Source organism: Mycobacterium sp. 5-140-3-2, from assembly GCF_035666375.1.
GTDB lineage: Bacteria > Actinomycetota > Actinomycetes > Mycobacteriales > Mycobacteriaceae > Mycobacterium > Mycobacterium intracellulare.
This window is the reverse complement of the sequence record NZ_CP142025.1, coordinates 200790-219553: the sequence shown is the minus strand read 5'-3', so window position 1 is coordinate 219553 and position 18764 is coordinate 200790. Positions and strand designations below refer to the sequence as shown.

General features: G+C 68.7%; 15 protein-coding genes. 2 read left to right on the top strand and 13 right to left on the bottom strand.

The window, feature by feature from the left end; genetic code table 11:
• Positions 1-8: 8 nt before the first annotated feature.
• The 9 genes from fadD32 to glf all read right to left on the bottom strand — a co-directional run bounded on the left by fadD32 (position 9) and on the right by glf (position 12445).
• Entirely contained in the window at positions 9-1907 is a 1899-nt protein-coding gene (fadD32, locus tag P6281_RS01100; RefSeq protein ID WP_009956782.1) for a long-chain-fatty-acid--AMP ligase FadD32, read from the bottom strand.
• A gap of 307 nt (positions 1908-2214) precedes the next feature.
• Positions 2215-3225 (bottom strand): carboxylesterase Culp6, encoded by a 1011-nt coding sequence (culp6, locus tag P6281_RS01095; RefSeq protein ID WP_009956783.1) that lies wholly within the window; start codon positions 3223-3225, stop codon positions 2215-2217.
• Positions 3226-3356: 131 nt separating this feature from the next.
• Complete coding sequence (locus P6281_RS01090) at positions 3357-4259, bottom strand: esterase family protein (protein WP_008263024.1); 903 nt, start codon at positions 4257-4259, stop codon at positions 3357-3359.
• Between the two features lie 162 nt (positions 4260-4421).
• A complete protein-coding gene (gene ag85A / locus P6281_RS01085; protein WP_008263023.1) occupies positions 4422-5465 on the bottom strand; it encodes a diacylglycerol acyltransferase/mycolyltransferase Ag85A in 1044 nt (347 codons plus the stop codon).
• A gap of 391 nt (positions 5466-5856) precedes the next feature.
• Positions 5857-7827: a terminal beta-(1->2)-arabinofuranosyltransferase gene (aftB, locus tag P6281_RS01080; protein ID WP_269147568.1), complete on the bottom strand. Its 1971-nt coding sequence runs from the start codon at positions 7825-7827 to the stop codon at positions 5857-5859.
• On the bottom strand, positions 7814-8731 hold the full coding sequence (locus tag P6281_RS01075) for a decaprenyl-phosphate phosphoribosyltransferase (RefSeq protein WP_008263021.1): 918 nt from the start codon (positions 8729-8731) through the stop codon (positions 7814-7816). Before P6281_RS01075 ends, aftB begins: the two co-directional genes overlap by 14 nt.
• Positions 8728-9276 carry a phosphatase PAP2 family protein gene (locus P6281_RS01070; protein WP_179960096.1) on the bottom strand — a complete coding sequence of 183 codons (549 nt, stop codon included), beginning with the start codon at positions 9274-9276 and terminating at the stop codon, positions 8728-8730. The genes P6281_RS01075 and P6281_RS01070 overlap by 4 nt, the downstream gene beginning before the upstream one ends.
• Positions 9269-11155, bottom strand: coding sequence for a glycosyltransferase (locus tag P6281_RS01065; protein ID WP_008263006.1), 1887 nt, complete (start codon positions 11153-11155; stop codon positions 9269-9271). The genes P6281_RS01070 and P6281_RS01065 overlap by 8 nt, the downstream gene beginning before the upstream one ends.
• A 99-nt stretch (positions 11156-11254) precedes the next feature.
• Complete coding sequence (gene glf, locus P6281_RS01060; protein WP_008263005.1) at positions 11255-12445, bottom strand: UDP-galactopyranose mutase; 1191 nt, start codon at positions 12443-12445, stop codon at positions 11255-11257.
• A 275-nt stretch (positions 12446-12720) separates the two neighbouring features.
• Between glf and P6281_RS01055 the strand changes: the two genes are divergently transcribed.
• On the top strand, positions 12721-13752 hold the full coding sequence (locus P6281_RS01055; protein ID WP_173662725.1) for a PirG: 1032 nt from the start codon (positions 12721-12723) through the stop codon (positions 13750-13752).
• A 132-nt stretch (positions 13753-13884) separates the two neighbouring features.
• Positions 13885-15531, top strand: a complete 1647-nt coding sequence (locus P6281_RS01050) for an LGFP repeat-containing protein (protein ID WP_179293376.1) — start codon at positions 13885-13887, stop codon at positions 15529-15531.
• Between the two features lie 6 nt (positions 15532-15537).
• Here P6281_RS01050 and P6281_RS01045 read toward each other — a convergent pair whose 3' ends face one another.
• Genes P6281_RS01045 through P6281_RS01030 form a run of 4 tightly spaced genes read right to left on the bottom strand, consistent with a single transcriptional unit; the run spans position 15538 to position 18711 of the window.
• Positions 15538-16350, bottom strand: a complete 813-nt coding sequence (locus tag P6281_RS01045) for a Cof-type HAD-IIB family hydrolase (protein WP_008263000.1) — start codon at positions 16348-16350, stop codon at positions 15538-15540.
• A gap of 19 nt (positions 16351-16369) precedes the next feature.
• Positions 16370-17155 carry a lysophospholipid acyltransferase family protein gene (locus P6281_RS01040; RefSeq protein WP_014378849.1) on the bottom strand — a complete coding sequence of 262 codons (786 nt, stop codon included), beginning with the start codon at positions 17153-17155 and terminating at the stop codon, positions 16370-16372.
• A 14-nt stretch (positions 17156-17169) separates the two neighbouring features.
• Positions 17170-17937, bottom strand: coding sequence for a lysophospholipid acyltransferase family protein (locus tag P6281_RS01035; protein WP_014378848.1), 768 nt, complete (start codon positions 17935-17937; stop codon positions 17170-17172).
• Between the two features lie 3 nt (positions 17938-17940).
• Positions 17941-18711, bottom strand: a complete 771-nt coding sequence (locus P6281_RS01030) for a lysophospholipid acyltransferase family protein (RefSeq protein ID WP_026071075.1) — start codon at positions 18709-18711, stop codon at positions 17941-17943.
• Positions 18712-18764 lie beyond the last annotated feature (53 nt).

The following is an 18764-nucleotide window of genomic DNA, read 5'->3' as shown; positions in this document are numbered from 1 at the left end:
CCTGTAGCTCAGTCGGTGGAATTGGCGAACGCGGTCGGGGATCCGACGCCGCTTCGCAGACTGCCGTCGAGGTAGGCGGCGCGGCACGCGCGGTGCCCGATCTTGCCGCTGGAGGTCCGCGGGATCGTGCCCGACTGCACCAGCAGCAGGTCGCGGACCGTGACGCCGTGGCGCACGGCGATCGCCGCCCGGATGTCGTCGGCGATGGGCTGGTAGTCCAGCTTGTGCGAGCCCGCGGCCCGCTCGGCGACGATCACCAGCTGCTCGGAGCTGTCATCCGGGTCGTACTTGAGGCCGGTGTGCGGGTTGTCGAACACTTCCTTCGGCAGCTGGTTCGCCGGCACCGAGAAGGCGGCGACGTAGCCGGTGCGCAGCGCCTTGCTGGCTTCCTGCGCCGAGTACTCGAGGTCCTGCGGGTAGTGGTTGCGGCCGTCGATGATGACCAGGTCCTTGATGCGGCCCGCGATATAGAGGTGGCCCTTGTAGTAGGTGCCGTAGTCGCCGGTCTTGACCCACATGCCGTCGTCGGGGGCGCCCTCGGCGTGCGACTGGCTGATCCGCGACTTGAGGATGTTGCGGAAGATGTCGTTGGTCTCCTGCTCGCGGCCCCAGTAGCCGGTGCCCAGGTTGTTGCCGTGCAGCCAGATCTCGCCGATCTGACCGTCCGGCAGCTCGCTCGCCGTCTCGGGATCGACGATGACGGCCCACTCGTCGACACCGATGGTGCCGGCCGAGACCTGCGGAACGGCCTTCGGCGAATCGGCGGGCACCTCGACGAAGCGCTGCTTGTTCAGCTCGTCACGGTCGACGTGGATGACCGTGGGCGCCTGGTCCATCGGCGTGGTGGAGACGAACAGCGTCGCCTCGGCCAGGCCGTAGGACGGCTTGATCGCGGTCTCCCGCAGACCGTAGGGCGAAAACGCCTCGTAGAACTTGCGCATCGACGCCGGGGACACCGGTTCGCTGCCGTTGAGGATCGCCTTGACGTTGCTCAGGTCCAGCGGCGGCTCACCCTCCTTGGGCACCCCGCGTACCGCCGCGTGCTCGAAGGCGAAGTTCGGGGCGACGGTGAAGACCTCGCTGTCGGGAGCGTCCTCGGGCTTGCGCGCCATCTCGCGGATCCACCGGCCCGGCCGGCGTACGAAGGCGGCCGGCGTCATGAAGGTGAAGTTGTGGCCGAGCACCGGCGACAGCAGCGCCGTGATCAGCCCCATGTCGTGGAAGAACGGCAACCAGCTCAGCCCGCGGTCGCCCTCCTTGCCCTCCAGGCCGTTGAGCACCTGCAGCACGTTGGTGGGCAGGTTGAGGTGGGTGATCTGCACGCCCGTCGGGGTCCGGGTGGAGCCGGACGTGTACTGCAGGTAGGCGATGGTGTTCTCGTCGGCCTCGGGCGGCTCCCAGGTGGACGCGACCTCGTTGGGGACCGCGTCGACGGCGATGACGCGGGGCCGCTCCTTGGCCGAACGGGCGCGGATGAACTTGCGGACGCCTTCGGCGGCGTCGGTGGTGGTCAGGATCGTCGAGGGGGAGCAGTCGTCGAGGACGGCGTGCAGGCGGCCGACGTGACCCGGCTCGGCCGGGTCGAACAGCGGCACCGCGATCCGGCCGGCGTACAGCGCGCCGAAGAACGCGATGAGGTAGTCGAGGTTCTGCGGGCACAGCACGGCGATGCGGTCGCCCGGCTGGGTGACCTGCTGCAGGCGGGCGCCCACGGCCCGGTTGCGGGCGCTGAAGTCGCTCCACACGATGTCGCGGTACTCGCCGTCGCGTTCGGTGGAGAAGTCGACAAACCGGTAGGCGAGCTTGTCGCCACGCACCCGCGCCCACTTCTCAACGTGCTTGACCAAGTTCGTGTTGTCGGGGAACTTGATCTTTCCATTCACGATGAACGGGTTGTGGTACGCCATGCCGCTCTCCTGTCACACCTGTATCTAGGTCGGCTCCGCCGACGTTTGTTATCTCGGTCGGCTCCGCCGACGTCTCGGTCCTAGCTCTGGCCGGCTACCGCCGACCGTTACATGTCTACGCGCGGGCCAGAACGGCGGTCACGTGCCAGTCCCAGCCGGCATCGACCCCGACCCGGGTCCGCGACAAAGTCTGGTAGCTCTTAAATTCCTCTTAATGTTACGGGCCTGCCCACGGCAGACCAAATCACAAGGTACCGCTGATAGCCACCGGCAACCGCTACCTAAAGCCTGTGTCCCACCGCCCCGGTCATCCGTGTTTCGGTTGTGGCGCATTTGCAATCAGCCCGTGAGCCCAGTTCAACGTCCAGTCGGTCGCCGGGGCCCCGTCGACGCTCCAGCACTGGGTCGTCGCGTACAACGCGTGGACCGGTTGGGCGGCCCCGCCGGCCAACGTGTTCAGCGTGCTCGGCAGGTTGGCGATGCTGAAGGCCTCTTCCGGTGCGGCGCAGATGAGGTCGCCCGGGGCGCAGATCTCGTTGGTCCTGCCGTTGAGGTCACCGAAGCCGCCCGGGCGGGCGCCGGTCATGGTGAGACCCAGCCCGGACAAGATCGGCACCTCGTGCAGCGTGACCTCGGCGCCCTGGCCCGGCGGGTTGGGCCCGATGTCATTACCCACCCCGAGCTGACGACGCCCGTCGGCGATCAACGTCACACCCAGCACCAGGTCTTCGTCGACGGGCCCGCGGCCGTTGCCGATATCGCTGGCGATGTCGCCCATGATCACCGCGCCCTGCGAAAAGCCCATCAGCACATAGCTGGTCAGCGGGCACTTGGTGTTCATGTCGGTCATCGCCGCCACGGTGGCGCGGGTGCCTTCGGCGCGGCTGGCGTTGTAGGACATCTGCGTGTCGCCGCTCAGCGGATTGTGGAACTGAGCGGTGTACGGGGTGGTGTACGCCTGCACCCGCGACGCGGGGAAGTCCTGGGTGAGGCTCGCGGTCACCTTGTGCAGCAACGCGTTCGGGAACTGCAGCGGGTTGGCGGGGTCGTCCTGGGGGGCGGACTCCCACGTGCCGGGAACGTTGACCAGCAGCACGTCGGGACACGAGGCGTCCTGGGATGCGGGTCGCGGCTTGTGCGGGTGCGATGTCGTCGACGACGGCGGCAAGACCCCGGGCGGCACCGCGCTGGGCTGCGACTCGCGCCCGCGCAGCACGGTGACGACGGCCACGATGACCAACAGGACGACACCGGCGACCGAAAGGGCGGCAACCCAGGCGAGGGTGCGGCGACGCTTACGCCGGGCGCTGTTAGCCATGTTCTCCTGCCAGCAGAGTCGGTGGATTCGCAGCTCGGATCCGGGCAAGCGGCCCTCGCGACCCCTGCTGCACTCCTACACGGTACCGGCTCTGCGGCTAGGCGAATCCGGGCCGCGACCCGCCGCGGCTGCTAGCGGATGGCGCCGACGATGTCGCCCGACATGGCCCCCAGTTGCCCCGACCACGAGCCCCAGCCGTTGTCGCCGCCGCCCGGGAAGTCGAAGTGGCCGTTGTGCCCGCCGTTGCTGCGGTACTGCTGGTAGAACTCCCGGGAACTGCCCATCGCCGCGGACGCCTGGCCGATCATGGCCGCGTCGTCGCCGCCCATATTGGTCGGGCTGTAGACCCAGACCCGCGTGTTGTTCTGCGCCAGCAGCGCCGAGTGCACGTACGGGTCGTGCCACTTCCACCGGCCCAGCTGCGGCGCACCCCACATGCCGTTGCCGTCCACGCCGCCGAACTGCTGCAGCCCGGCCAGGATCGCGCCGTTGTAGTTGGTGCTCGACGGGTACAGGAAGCCCGACAGCGAGCCGGCGAAGCCGAAGCGGTCGGGGTGGAAGGCGGCCAGCGCCATCGCGCCGTAGCCGCCCTGGGAGGCGCCGACGGCGGCGTGGCCACCGGGCGCGAGGCCCTTGTTGGCGGCCAGCCAATCGGGCAGCTCGCTGGACAGGAACGTGTCCCACTGCTTGCTGCCGTCCTGCTCCCAGTTGGTGTACATGCTCCACGCGCCGCCGGCCGGGGCCACCACCGAGATGCCCTTGCCGCTCAGCGTGTTCATCGCGTTGCCGGCGGTGACCCAGTTGCTCACGTCGGGCGCCGCGTTGAAGGCGTCCAACAGGTACACCGCGTGCGGGCCGCCGGCGAGGAAGGCCACCGGGATGTCCCGGCCCATGGCCGCCGACGGAACCATCAGGCTTTCGTAGCCCGCGGCCCTGGCCTTGCCGACGGCCCCGACCGCCGGTGAGACAAAGGCCAGCCCGACCGCTAGCGCGGCCAGGCAGAACGCCCGAAGAAGCGCTGGCACACCCCGCACGACCGTCATGTCCACCCTCCATCGTCTAGTCGCTGAATGCACATTAGCCAGCGGGCCGGCCCCCGCGCTCGCCGGGTAGTGAAACACGTCACACGTGCCGCGAACGACTAACGGCGGAAACCCCGAAGGGTTCCCGCCGCGAGTCGTGGTGCTTGGCGTGTTTTAGGTGCCCTGGCCGGTTCCGTTACCGGCAGCCGAGGCCGTGGCCGGGCCCGCGCCCGGGGTGGCGCCCAGAACCGACTGCATGTCAGGCTTCATCGCCTGCAGCTGCGCGCCCCAGTAGGGCCAGTCGTGGGTGCCGTTGGCGTCGAAGTTCCAGAACGCGTTGTGGCCACCGGCGGCGTTGTAGGCGTCTTGGAACTTCAGGTTGCTGGTCCGCACGAAGCCCTCGAGGAACTTCGCGGGCAGGTTGTCGCCACCGAGGTCGGACGGCTTGCCGTTACCGCAGTACACCCAGATGCGGGTGTTGTTGGCGACGAGCTTGCCCACCTGAAGCGACGGGTCGTTGCGCGCCCAGGCCGGGTCTTCCTTCGGGCCCCACATGTCGGCGGCCTTGTAGCCACCGGCGTCACCCATGGCCAGACCGATCAGCGACGGGCCCATGCCCTGAGACGGGTCCAGCAGCGCCGACAGCGATCCGGCGTAGACGAACTGCTCGGGGTGGTAGGCGGCCAGGATCAGCGCCGACGATCCGGCCATCGACAGGCCGACGACGGCGCTGCCGGTCGGCTTGACCTGCCTCTGGCTCTGCAGGTACGCGGGGAGCTCGCTGGTCAGGAAGGTCTCCCACTTGTAGGTGGTGCAGCCGGCCTTGCCGCAGGCGGGCTTGTACCAGTCGGAGTAGAAGCTGGACTGGCCACCCACCGGCATGGCGACCGAGATGCCCGACTGGTTGTACCACTCGAACGCCGGGGTATTGATGTCCCAGCCGTTGAAGTCGTCCTGCGCACGCATGCCGTCGAGCAGGTACAGAGCCGGCGAGTTCGCGCCGCCGCTTTGGAACTGAACCTTGATGTCGCGGCCCATCCCGGCGGACGGAACCTGCAGGTACTCCACCGGCAGACCCGGGCGCGAGAAGGCACCGGCGGTCGCCGAGCCCCCGACGGCGCCAATCAGGCCCGTCAGCAGCGCCGCACTGGCGGCCCCCACCACGAGCCGGCGCGGCATACTCGCCACGGCGCCGCGCAATCTGTCGACAAGCGTCATCCTTGCTTCCTCATCCTTCTTGCGGCCTCCCGGCGCATTCGTCCGTTTGGGCGCTTTCCTGATTGGGTCGAACTGCCTGCGCGTACCCACTTGCACGGCTCCTCGTCGAACCGGTCGGCCCGCATCGTCACCGCGCGAAGCGCAGGAGTGCCCGTGTAGTCAACCACACCTTGCCCCATTCGTTCGCATCGAGGCGGGCCCCCGAACCGGCGAGCGGCCCACCTACCCAGCGGTTTTCATGTCAAACACGTGTAGAAAAGGCGAGTATTGCGCATGTGCTTGACCGCCATTGCCAGCTGGTGAGAGGCCAAATGTGATGTTGCTGCCATTTTTTCGTGACGGGCCGGCCGTAATCGTGGTGAAATCTGCCGAAATTTCTTCTGCGCAGCGCTTACTCGCGAGGCGGCGGGGGCGATTGTTCGGGTATCGGAAGCCCGCACCGCGCCAGCTCGTAGAGCGGGACCCGGTCGATGCGGTACTTGGTGAACTGGAAGGAGTGCAGCACGTTGGACAGGAACCGATGCGGGTTCATCGGCGCGCGCACCGAGCCGAGCACCGCCTGGGTGTCGGGGCATTTCAGCGCCGCGACCGCGTCGGCGACCCACTGCGCGTCCAGGTAGCCCGGGATTCCCGGGTACACCTTCACCCAGGGGCCGTCGGCGATCACCCAGTCCGGGAAGAGGTTCTTGTCATGCCCGATGCGGCCGTGCTTGAGCCGCTCGGTGTGTTGCGCCAGTGGATTCGCCAGCCCGATCTGGTCGATGACCCGGACGTCGAGCCCGACGTTCATGCCGACCATGCCGAGGTTGGTGAAAAACACCGCGTGCTGCGGCTTTTGCGGTTTGTCGCCCGGCGCGGGCTGGGCCTGCGGCACCAGGTCCCATTGGATGTAGTTGCCCGACGGCAGCAGCAGCGCGCCGTCGGGGGTGTCGTTCAGGGCCGTCAGGATGGCGGCCATCCGCGGGTAGCCCAGGTAGTCCGCGGCGGTCAGCGGATGTGCGTGACCGGTGGCCTGGGCGTAGAAGCGCCGTTCGTCGACGATGCCGGAGTACGTGACGTGGGTGGCGTCGTCGCCCATGCCGGGTGAATTCGCGGCCCACAGCGACCAGCCGGCCACCCCCAGCCACAGCGCGGCGGCCGCGCCGGCCACCCAGTTACCGGTCTCGCGCGAATAGTCCTGGCCGTCGGGGATGGCGACCGGGACGACGGCCACGGGGGCCAGCAGGCAGAACACGGGCGCCAGCAGCACCCGCGCGTGCATGAAGTCGCCGCCCTGCCGAATCCAGTACAGGGCCTGCAGCAGGCCGCTGATCAGGACCCACGCGACCACCGCCGGCGGGCTGTGCACGGCCCGGGCCACCCGCCCGTAGTCGGGCGCCAGCGCGGGCCGCAGGAACGAGGGCCGGCGCCGGGCTGCGAACAGCAGCACGCCCAGCGGCACGAGCAGGACCACGGGTATCCACACCGCGTACGGGGCGTCGAAGTTCGAGAGGTAGATCATGCCCTGGGACCACTTGTCCCCGGCCGCATCCTTGGCCAGGGCGGTGCCCGGCACCAGCAGGCCGTAGTAGCCCATCCGGAAGATCTCGTAGCCGACCGGCAGGAGACCGCCGGCCGCCACGATCAGCGCGCGGCGCCGCCAGGTCCGGGCGGCGATCATCATCATGATCAGCGCCAGCCCACCCATGAGCGCCAGCTCGGGCCGGACCAGGACGCTGAACCCGGCGACGAACGCCAGCGCGCCGACGAACACGTTCTTGTCCGGGCGGTTGCGAACGGGCTGCGCCCAGCAGACCATCATCCACCACAGCAGCCCGAGGTAGGCCAGCGCCAAACCGCTTTCCAGGCCCGAGGTGGCGAAGTCGCGCGCCGGCGGCAGCGCGATGTACACCAGTGCGCCGGCGGGCAACATGATCGCTTTGCGCCCGCGCAGGCTGGGCGCGTACAGCCGCGCGGCGCCCAGCATCAGCAGCGCCACACCGAGCACCGAAAGCACCAGCGCCAGAGCCAAAGCCACGTACTCCATGCGCAGCGGGCCGCCGACCCAGCTGCCGGCGTACATCAGGTACGTCCAGGCGGTGGAGGTGTTGGCCTCCACCCGCTCGCCCTGGTTGAAGACCGGCCCGTTGCCGGCGAGCAGGTTGCGCACGGTGCGCAACACGATGAGCCCGTCGTCGGCGATCCACCGCCGCTGCCAGGCGCCCCAACCGAACAGGACGGCGACGACCGCGACGCCGATCCACAGGCTGGTCCGCACCATGGTCGTGTATGGGAACACCGGCCAGCCGGGCCGCCTGATCACCGGCCGGCTGCGCATCATGCGCGCCTTGAGCGCCTGCAGCTCGGGGCTAACCGAAGGCAACGGCGGCTCCAATGGTCGCGATCCACGCCACCGCCAGCAGCTGCAACACCCGGTCCCGCAACGCGATGTCTTCGGGCTCCCCGGCCAGACCGCCGTCCACGTCGACCGCGTAGCGCAGGATCGCGATGGTGAACGGGACCATGGAGACCGCGAACCAGGACCCCGAATGGTGGTCGCGCTCGAACGCCCACAAGCCGTAACAGACCACCACCGCGGTGGCGGACATGGTCCAGACGAACCTCAGGTACGTGCTGGTGTAGCTCTCCAGCGACTTGCGGATCTTGGCGCCGGTGCGTTCGGCCAATTGCAGTTCGGCGTAACGCTTGCCGGCCACCATGAACAGCGACGCGAACGCCGCCGAGAGCAAAAACCATTGTGACAGCGGGATTTCGGTGGCCACGCCGCCGGCGATGGCGCGCAGCAGGTACGCCGATGACACGATGCAGATGTCAAGCACCGCTTGGTGTTTGAGTCCGAAGCAGTACGCCAGCTGCATGCCGAGGTAGACGGCCATCACCAAGGCCAGGTTCGGCGTCACCATCCAGGCGATGCCCAGCGAGGCCGCACCCAGCAGCACCGCCAGGGCGTAGGCCAGCCACTCGGGCACGACGCCCGCCGCGATCGGGCGGAACCTCTTGGTGGGGTGTTCGCGGTCGGCCTCGACGTCGCGCACGTCGTTGACCAGATAGATCGACGACGCCGCCAGGCTGAACACCACGAACGCCAACCCGACCTGAGTGAGCATCTGCCCGTAGTCGTATCGAATCCCGCTGCCCAGCCCGGCCACCGGCGCGGCCAGCACCAAGACGTTCTTCACCCACTGGCGCGGGCGGAGCGCCTTGATCACCCCGGCGACCAGGTTGCTGGGCGGCCCGGCCACCACTTCCTCGGTTTCCTCGGTCATGCGTTACCTCTTACAACCTCTTGCACCTGTCCGGCGCGGCGCGCGATCGCCGCGATGACGGCACCCAGGGCGATGCCGCAGGCCACGTCGCTGGGGTAGTGCACGCCCAGCAACATTCGCGACAACGCCATCGGCGGCACCAGGACCGCGGGTAGCGGCAGGCCGGTGGTCCGGCCCATCAGGATGGCGGCGGCGGTGGTGGAAGTGGCATGCGCGGAGGGAAAACTCAACTGGCTGGGCGTGCCGACGTTCACCACGACGGCGGGATCGTGCGGCCGCTTGCGCCGCACGATCCGCTTGACGACCACGGCGGCGGCGTGGGCGACGAAGGCGCCGGCCCCGGCGATCAGCCAGTCCCCGCGCCGCTTCGGCGACAGGACCGCGCCGAGCAGGGCGACGGCCACCCACCCGACGCTGTGCTCGCCGAAGTGGGACAGCGCGCGCGCCACCGATAGCACCCCGGGCCGACCGCCCAGCGCCGCCTGGACGGCGACCAGCGCGGCCACCTCACCGCGCGGGGCCTGCGCAGCAGAGGCCTCAGGCATGTTCCGCAGCTGGCAGCAACGCCGTCTCCCACTTCTGCTTGCTGGACAACACCGGCAGTGCGTCGCGATAGACCCTGCGCATCTCGTCGAACCGGCTGAGCAGCTGACGCTGCCGGCGCAACGATTTGAACAACAGCGAGAACATCTTTCGGCGGTCCCGCTGTCGGTAGACCACGCCGCATCCGTCGGCCGTCGTGACCGTCACGCCGTCGACGGTGCACAAGCGGAACCAGCGCGCGTCCTGGGTCGGCACGTTGTACTCCGGGGTCCGGTGCGCCTCGGTGTCGGCCTTGGTCGCGTTGTGCAGGATCCCGCGGGCCAGCCGGTAACCGATCGACACCGGGTTGACCGGCGGGTTCATCACCCTGCTCTGGTAGCGCGGTTGCGGTAGCTCGCTGGCCGCCGGCAGCACCACCGCGTCCGGGTATTCCTTGCGCAGGCGATGCACCTCCGGCAGCGCGGATTCCAGGATCGAGAAGATGTGCTCGGGCCCGGCGAGGAAGTCGTCGATGGCCCTGTTCTGGATCGCCACCGTCGAATACTCAAGGCAGGCAAGGTGTTTCAGCGTCGCCTTGAGGTGGCTGCGGACCAGCCCGGTGATGTCACCGTCCCAGTGCAGCGCCGCGACCACCAGCCGGTTGCGCAGGTGGAAGTAGGCCTGCCAGTCGATGGCGTCGTCCTTGTCGCTCCAGGCCATGTGCCAGATGGCGGCGCCGGGCAGGGTGACGGTCGGATAGCCGTGCTCGCCGGCGCGCAGGCCGTATTCGGCGTCGTCCCATTTGATGAACAGCGGCAGCGGCTGGCCCAGTTCCTCGGCGACCTGCCGGGGGATCATGCACGTCCACCAGCCGTTGAAGTCGACGTCGATGCGCCGGTGCAGCAGTGCGCTGCGAGGGTTCTTGTCGTTCAACGGAAATTGCGCGAAGTCGTGGTCGTATTCGGCGTGCGGCGCGGCGGTCCACATGAAGTTCGACTGGTCGACGACCTCGCCCATGATGTGCAGGTGGGACGGCTCCTGCAGGTTCAGCATCTGGCCGCCGATGAGCATCGGTGTCTTGGCGAAGCGGTGCAGAGCCAGCACCCGCAGGATCGTGTCCGGCTCGATGCGGATGTCGTCGTCCATGAACAGGATCTGTTGGCAGTCGGTGTTTTTCAGCGCCTCGTACATCACCCGGCTGTAGCCGCCGGAGCCGCCGAGGTTGGGCTGGTCGTGGATGGACAACCGATCGCCCAGGCCGGCGGCCGCCGCCGGGAAGTCCGGGTGTTCGCGCACCTTGCGGGTGCCCTGGTCCGGAACGATCACCGCGCCGATCACCTTGTCCACCAACGGGTCTGCGGTGAGGTCGGCCAGCGCGTTGACGCAGTCGGCGGGGCGGTTGAAGGTGGGGATGCCGACGGCGATGTTGGCCGTGCCCGGGGCCGGCTCGGTCGCATACCAGCCGCCGCTGATCAGGTTGACCTCGGTGTCGGTGGTGATGTCGAACCAGATCCAGCCGCCGTCCTCGAACGGCCGCAGGGCCACCTCGATCTCGACGACGGCCGGCTGCTCGTCGGTGCCGACGAATTGGCGGCCCTCCACCGAGATTCGCACCCCGGTGGCCTTGGTCCGGTAGACGTCGACGCGTCCGGTCCCGGTCAGCTCGACGCGCAACACGACCGAACTGCAGATCGACCAGCGCCGCCAGTAGCTCGCGGGGAACGCGTTGAAGTAGGTGGCGAACGACACCTCGGACTCTTTGCCGATCTCCAGCGAGGTGCGGCTGGTGGCATGCGCACGCCGGGCGTTGGTCGTCGACTCCTCCAGGTACAGCTTGCGCACGTCGAGCGGCTCGCCGGGACGCGGCAGGATGATTCGGGACAACAGGCTTACGGCAGTCATCAGGCGCCACTCCTCCTCATCGCTTCGCTCTGCATCGTCGTAGCACGCATCAGGCGCCACTCCTCCTCATCGCTTCGCTCTGCATCGTCGTGGCACGCATCAGTCGCTCTCCCCCACTAGAGCTTTGCCGTCGCGCAGGTGCGGCGCGAGGACGTTGTCGTACATGTTCAGTGCGCTGGCGATGGCCATGTGCATGTCCAGATACTGGTAGGTGCCCAACCGCCCGCCGAAAAGCACCTTCGCCGAAGCGGTTTCGGACTTCGCCCTGGCCCGGTAGGCGGCCAGCACGGCGCGGTCGGCCTCGGTGTTGATCGGGTAGTAGGGCTCGTCGTCGTCCTCGGCGAACCGCGAATATTCGCGCATGATCACGGTCTTGTCGGCCGGATAGTCGCGCTCGGTGTGGAAGTGCCGGAACTCGTGGATGCGGGTGTAGGGCACGTCGGCGTCGTTGTAGTTCATCACCGGTGTGCCCTGGAAATCCCCGATCGGAAGCACTTCCAGCTCGAAGTCCAGCGTGCGCCAGCCCAGCCGGCCCTCGGCGTAGTCGAAGTAGCGGTCCAGCGGGCCGGTGTAGACGACCGGCGCGTCGGGGCTGTCCGCGCGCAGTTGGTCGCGCACGTCGAACCAGTCGGTGTCCAGCCGGACCTCGATGCGGTCGTCGGCGGCCATGTTCTGCAGCCACGCCGTGTACCCGTCGACCGGCAGGCCCTCGTAGGTGTCGGAAAAGTAGCGGTTGTCGAACGTGTAGCGCACCGGCAGCCGGGTGATGTTCGACGCCGGCAGCTCCTTGGGGTCGGTCTGCCACTGCTTGGCGGTGTAGTTCTTGAGGAAGGCCTCATAGAGCGGCCGGCCGACCAGGGAGATGGCCTTCTCCTCGAAGTTCTGCGCGTCCTCGGTTTTGATCTCGGCGGCCTGCTCGGCGATGAGCTTGCGCGCCTCGTCGGGGGTGAAGTACTTGCCGAAGAACTGCGACACCAGGCCCAGCCCCATCGGGAACTGGTAGGCCTGCCCGTTGTGCATGGCGAAGACCCGGTGCCGGTAGTCGGTGAACTCGGTGAACTGCCGCACGTAGTCCCAGACCCTCTTGTTAGAGGTGTGGAACAGGTGGGCGCCGTACTTGTGCACCTCGATGCCGGTGTGCGGCTCGGCTTCCGAATAGGCGTTGCCACCGATGTGCGGACGGCGGTCCACCACGAGTACACGCTTCTGAAGCTGGGTAGCCACGCGCTCGGCAATGGTCAGTCCGAAGAATCCAGAGCCGACGACGAAAAGATCGAAACGAGCTGTCATCGGTTGCTTAGGGTATCCGACCGCGGGGCCCTAACCCATTTGGCGAGGCCACGGAGAGGGCCGGCCGTTTGACGGGCGCCGCCGCGGGGGCCTTCGCGGCGGCCGGTGGGAGGTCCCGGGCTCGCGATCACAGTCCTGGTCGCAATTGCCTCACGATTCAATATCACCACTCTAGTAACAGGGTCCCCACTCGTACCATCGACTGTGTGTGATTCCAGCCAGATAGGACCGGCGGGACCGCCAACACAACACATAGTCAGATAGAGGAGACTTCCGTGCCGAACCGACGCCGACGCAAGCTCTCGACAGCCATGAGCGCGGTTGCCGCCCTGGCAGTGGCGAGTCCGTGCGCATACTTCCTTGTTTACGAATCGACGGCCGACCACAAGGCGCCCGAGCATCACGAGTTCAAGCAGGCCGCGGTGATGAGCGACCTGCCCGGCGAGCTGATGGGCGCGCTGTCCCAGGGGCTGTCGCAATTCGGGATCAACATGCCTCCGGTTCCCGCCCTGAGCGGGGGCGCGACCACACCCGGTCTCGCCAGTCCCGGCCTGGGCACTCCGGGCCTCGGGACCCCCGGGCTGGGGACGCCGGGCCTGACCAATCCCGGCCTGACGAGCCCCGGTTTGACCAGCCCCGGCCTGACGAGCCCCGGTTTGACCAGCCCCGGGCTGGCGAGCCCGGGCCTCACGAACCCCGGCGCGGCTCCTACGACGCCCGGGCTCACCGCGCCCGGTGCGCTGCCGGCCACCCCGGGCGCGGGGATCGCGACCCCGGGCGCCGGGCTCAACCCCGCGCTGTCCAACCCCGGGCTGACCAGCCCGGCCGGGGTGGCGCCGGGGCTCGGCAGCCCGACCCTGTCGCCGAGCGAGGTACCCATCGACTCCGGGGCCGGCCTGGACCCGGGCGTCGGCGGCACCTACCCGATCCTCGGCGACCCGTCGACGTTCGGTAACGCTTCGCCCATCGGTGGCGGCACCGGCCTGGGCGGTGGCTCCGGATCCGGCGCCAGCGGCGGCCTGGTCAACGACGTCATGCAGGCGGCCAACCAGTTGGGCGCCGGTCAGGCGATCGACCTGCTCAAGGGCTTGGTGATGCCGGCCATCACGCAGGGCATGCAGGGCGGCGGGGCCGCGGGCGCCCTCCCGGGTGCCGCCGCGGGCGCTCTGCCGGGCGCCGCGGGTGCCTTGCCGGGCGCCGCGGGCGCCCTGCCCGGTGCCGCGGCGGGAGCACTCCCGGCCGCCGCGGGTGCCGCCGGTGCGCTTCCGGCGGCCGCGGGCGCGGTGCCGGCACTGCCCCCGGTCTGACCTTTACCCGAACCCTCCACCAGACGGCACCGCAGAATCATCTGCGGTGCCGTCGATTTTGGTCGAGATTCGGCCACGCCCAACCTCGTGTCGTCTCATAGATAACATTAGAAACACACGTAACATCGGCTGGTGTCTCGCAGTCGCGCGCCGACGATGATGCTCACCGCCATCGCGGCGACCGTCGTCATCGTCTCGTGGGTGGGGGACGCGACGCGCGGTCGCGTTGCCGCCGGCCCAGCGCCGGCGCGCGGCACCCAACTCGTCGAGCAACCGCTCATCGGACTGGGCGCCGGAGTCACGGTTCGCGAAATCGGTCAGGACACTCCGTTCTCGTTGGTGGCGCTGACCGGCGACCTGGCCGGCACGTCGACCCGGGTGCGCGCCAGACACCCCGACGGCTCGTGGGGCCCCTGGTATCAGACGGAGTACGAAACCGCGGCGCCCGACCCCGCGGGGGCCGCCCATCCGGCCGGCGTTGCGGAGGGGCCGCGCGGCACGGACCCGGTCTTCGTCGGCACCACGACCACCGTCCAGATCGCGGTGACCCGGCCGCTCGACGCGAAGGCGACCCAGCCGCCCCCGGCGTCCCCGACTGAAGCGAAGGATCTGGGGTACAAACCGGCGTCGAGGGAACAGCCCTTCGGGCAGAACATCTCCGCCGTCCTCATCTCCCCGCCCCAAGCGCCGACCCAAACCCAGTGGACACCTCCGTCCGGGGTGGTGATGCCCGGGCAGGCGCCCCCCATCATCAGCCGCGCGGAATGGGGTGCCGACGAATCGCTGCGATGCGGTAGCCCGCAGTACGACAACGGGATTCGCGCCGCGGTCATCCACCACACCGCGGGCAGTAACGACTATTCGCCGCTGGAATCGGCCGGGATCGTCAAGGCCATTTACACCTACCACAGCAAGACGCTGGGCTGGTGCGACATCGCCTACAACGCGCTGGTCGACAAGTACGGACAGGTGTTCGAGGGCAGCGCAGGCGGGCTCACCAAGGCGGTCGAGGCCTTCCACACCGGCGGGTTCAACCGCAACACCTGGGGCGTGTCGATGATCGGCAACTTCGACGACGTGCCCCCGACACCGATCCAACTGCGCACCGTCGGCCGCCTGCTCGGTTGGCGGCTGGGCATCGACGGCGTCGACCCCAAGGGCACGGTGCAACTGGAGTCGGCCGGCAGCCACTACACCACCTTCCCGGCGGGTTCGGTCGCGACGCTGCCGACCATCTTCACCCACCGTGACGTCGGCAACACCGACTGCCCGGGCAACGCCGCCTACGCGCTGATGGACGAGATACGGGACATCGCAGCGCATTTCAACGACCCACCGGAGGAACTTATCAAGGCGCTGCAGGGCGGCGCGATCTACGATCACTGGCAGGCGATCGGCGGGATGAACAGCGTGCTGGGTGCGCCGACCGCGCCCGAGGACAGCGCGGCCGGTGACGCCCGCTTTGTCACCTTCGCCCGGGGCGCCATGTATTGGTCACCCGAGACCGGCCCCCAGCCGGTCACCGGCGCCATCTACGACGCCTGGGGATCGCAGAGCTACGAGCGCGGCCCACTCGGGTTGCCGACCAGCGCGGAAATACAAGAGCCGCTGCAGATTACGCAGAACTTCCAGCACGGGACGCTGAACTTCGAGCGGCTGACCGGAAACGTCACCGAGGTGGTGGACGGCATCACGACGCCGCTGGCCACCCAATTGCCAAGCGGCCCAACGGTGCCCGCCGAACACTTCTCGCTACCGGCGCACCCCGGCGCCACCTGAGGCGCGTTAAAGCCACCAACGTTCCAGCACCCGCCCCACGCCGTCGTCGTTGTTGGCGGCGGTCACCTCGTCGGCGGCGGCCTGCACGTCGGGATGGGCGTTGCCCATCGCCACGCCATGGCCCGCCCAGCGCAGGATCGGCAGGTCGTTGGGCATGTCGCCGAACGCCACCACCTCCTCACGGGCGATCTGCAGCGGCCTGGCGATCTCGTCCACCCCGGTGGCCTTGCTGATCCCCAGCGGCACGATCTCGACCAGGCCGTTGTCGGTGGAGTAGGTGATGTCGCCCTCGATGCCGACGTGCTTGGCCAGCTCGGCGGCCATGTCGGAGCTACGGGCCCCGGCCCGGCGAATGAGCAGCTTGATCGCCGGGGCGCTGAGCAGGTCCTCGATCGACACCTCGGTGTTGTCGGGGTTGAGCCAGGCATGCTCGTAGCCCGGCGAGCTGATGAACTGCGGGGTCGCCGTGTCGTGGGCGCGTTCGCCGATCCGCTCGACGGCCAGACCCGCGCCGGGTATGACGCGAGTCGCCAGCTCCGCCAACTCGGCCAGGGTGTCGACGGACAGCGTGCGCGTCGACATCACCCGGTCGGTGGCGGAGTCATAGATCACGGCGCCGTTGGCGCACACCGCAATTGGGGCGAAGCCCAGCGCGTCGACGACGGGACGTATCCACCGGGGCGGGCGCCCGGTCGCCACGACGAACTGCGCACCGGAGTCCACCGCGGCGCGAATGGCGTCGCGGGTGCGCGGGGTGATCTTTTCGTCGTCGTCGAACAGGGTGCCGTCGACGTCGCAGGCGATGAGCGTCGGCTTCATCGTCCTCGGGCCCGACCGCTCAATGCAATCCGCTTTGCGTCTGCCCCGGGCGCGTGACGCCGTCGGTCCCGTACTTCTGCATCCGCTCCTGCAATTCCGACAACCGGATGGCCCGGGAATCCTCCTGGGTGGGCGCGCCGCCCCCCAATCGGCGCGGCACCCAGAATTCGTCCTTCGGGTGCGGATATTCCTCCTGCACCCGATACAGCAGGGCATTCATCGCCTCACGCAACACCGCGTTGAGCTGCTCGGGCGTGCCCCGCGGTGGCAGCGGGCGCCCGGCGACCACGGTGATCGGAACCTTGTTGCGCAGCACCTTTTTCGGATGGTCCTTGGGCCAGATCCGGTGGGCGCCCCACACGATCACCGGGACGATCGGCACCTGCGCTTCCAGCGCCATGCGCGCGGCCCCGGTCTTGAATTCCCGCAGCTCGAAACTGCGGCTGATGGTGGCCTCGGGGTGCGTCCCGATCAGCTCGCCCTCGCGCATGCGTTGCACCGCCGCGTCGAAGGCGTCGTGACCCGACCTGCGATCCACCGGGATCAGCCGGGCGTGCTTGATGACGTAGTTGACCGCCTTCACGTCGGCCATCTCGGCCTTGATCATGAAATACGCGCGCCGCCGGCGCTCCCGGACGGCCATCAGCGTGGGAAGCCAGTCCAAGTAACTGGTGTGGTTTTGGGCCAGCAGGGCGCCGCCGCGCTCGGGGATGTTCTCGAGGCCCTCATAGGTGAACTTGGTTCCCTGCATGGCGACCATCGGCGGGACGATCCACTCCGCCAGCCGGTAGAACCCCTCGGGCATGTTGTCTCCTTCGCCTACTGCGACGGGCGGTCGGCCCGGTTGGCCGCCTTCTTGGCCGATCGGGCCGCCGCCTCGTCGGCCTCGATGCGCGCGGCCTCCGCGCGGGTCGGGGCCGTCCCGCCCAGCCGGTGCGGCACCCAGTACGCCCCGGGCTCGTGCGGATAGTCCCGTTGCGCCTCGTGCAGCAACGTCGTCATCGAGTCGCGCAGGGCAGCGTCGGTCTGCGCAATGTCTTCGCGCACCTGCAACGGCGCGCCCACCTGCACGGTGACAGGAATTTTGGCCCGACCCAGTTTACGCGGGTGGTCCTTGGTCCAGATGCGCTGCGCCCCCCACACGATCACCGGGACGATCGGGACGTTCGCCTCCAGCGCCATCCGCGCGGCGCCCGTCTTGAACTCCTTGAGCTCGAAGCTGCGACTGATCGTCGCTTCGGGGTACACGCCCACCAGCTCACCCTCACGGAGCCGCTGCACGGCCACCGCGTAGGCGCCCGCGCCGGCGCCCCGGTCCACCGGGATCGTGCGGGTGTGCTTGATCAGGAAGTTGACCACCCTGACCTGCTGCATCTCCGCCTTGATCATGAACCGCAGGCGCCGCCCCCGGCGGTACACGGCCAGGCCAGCGGGCAAAAAGTCGACGTAGCTGGTGTGGTTGATCGCCACCACGGCCCCACCCCGCTCAGGGATGTGCTGCTCGCCGCGATAGGTGATTTTGGTGCCGGTGGCCGCCACCGCCAGTTGGGCCAGGAGCTCCAGCGCGCGGAAGGTCGGCTCCACCATCGATCACTGCTCCGGCGCCCCTGCGGGGCGCGCCCGGCGCGCCGCCCGGGCGGCCGCCTCCTCGGCTTCCAGCCGGGCCGCTTCCGCCAGCGACGGGGCGCCCCCGCCCAACCGGTGCGGCACCCAGAACTCCCCGGCGGGATGGGCGCCGTAGAGTTCCTGCGCGCGTTCGAGCAGGTGCTGCATCCGGGAATGCAGGAGGCCCTTCAATTCCTCGATGCCCAGCGTCGGCTCGATCGGTTCCCCGACCACGACGACGATCGGCACCTTCGGCCGCCAGAGCTTCTTCGGGTGGTCCTTGGTCCAGATGCGCTGGGCGCCCCAGACGATGTGCGGGACGATCGGCACCCCGGCCTCGACCGCCATGCGGGCCGCGCCCGATTTGAACTCCTTGATCTCGAAGCTGCGGCTGATGGTGGCCTCGGGGTAAACCCCGACCAGCTCACCGTCTTTCAGGTGCCGGACGGCGGCCTCGTAGGAGGCGGCGCCGTCCTGCCGATTCACCGAGATGTGGCGCAGGCTGCGCATGATGGGCCCGGTGACCTTGTGGTCGAAGACCTCCTGCTTGGCCATGAACCGCACCTTGCGGCCCAGGCCCTGCTTGTAGGCGGGCAACCCCGCGAACGTGAAGTCCAAATAGCCGGTGTGGTTGATCGCGATGACCGCACCGCCGCTCGTCGGGAGGTTCTCCACACCCGTGACCGTGATCTTCAGCCCCTGCGCGCGCCATACCAAGCGGGCTAGCTGGATGACAGTCCCGTAAACCGGTTCCACAGCTCATCAGCCTAGTGCTCCGGGCTGCGCGGCGCCCCCGGATGGCGCCTCGC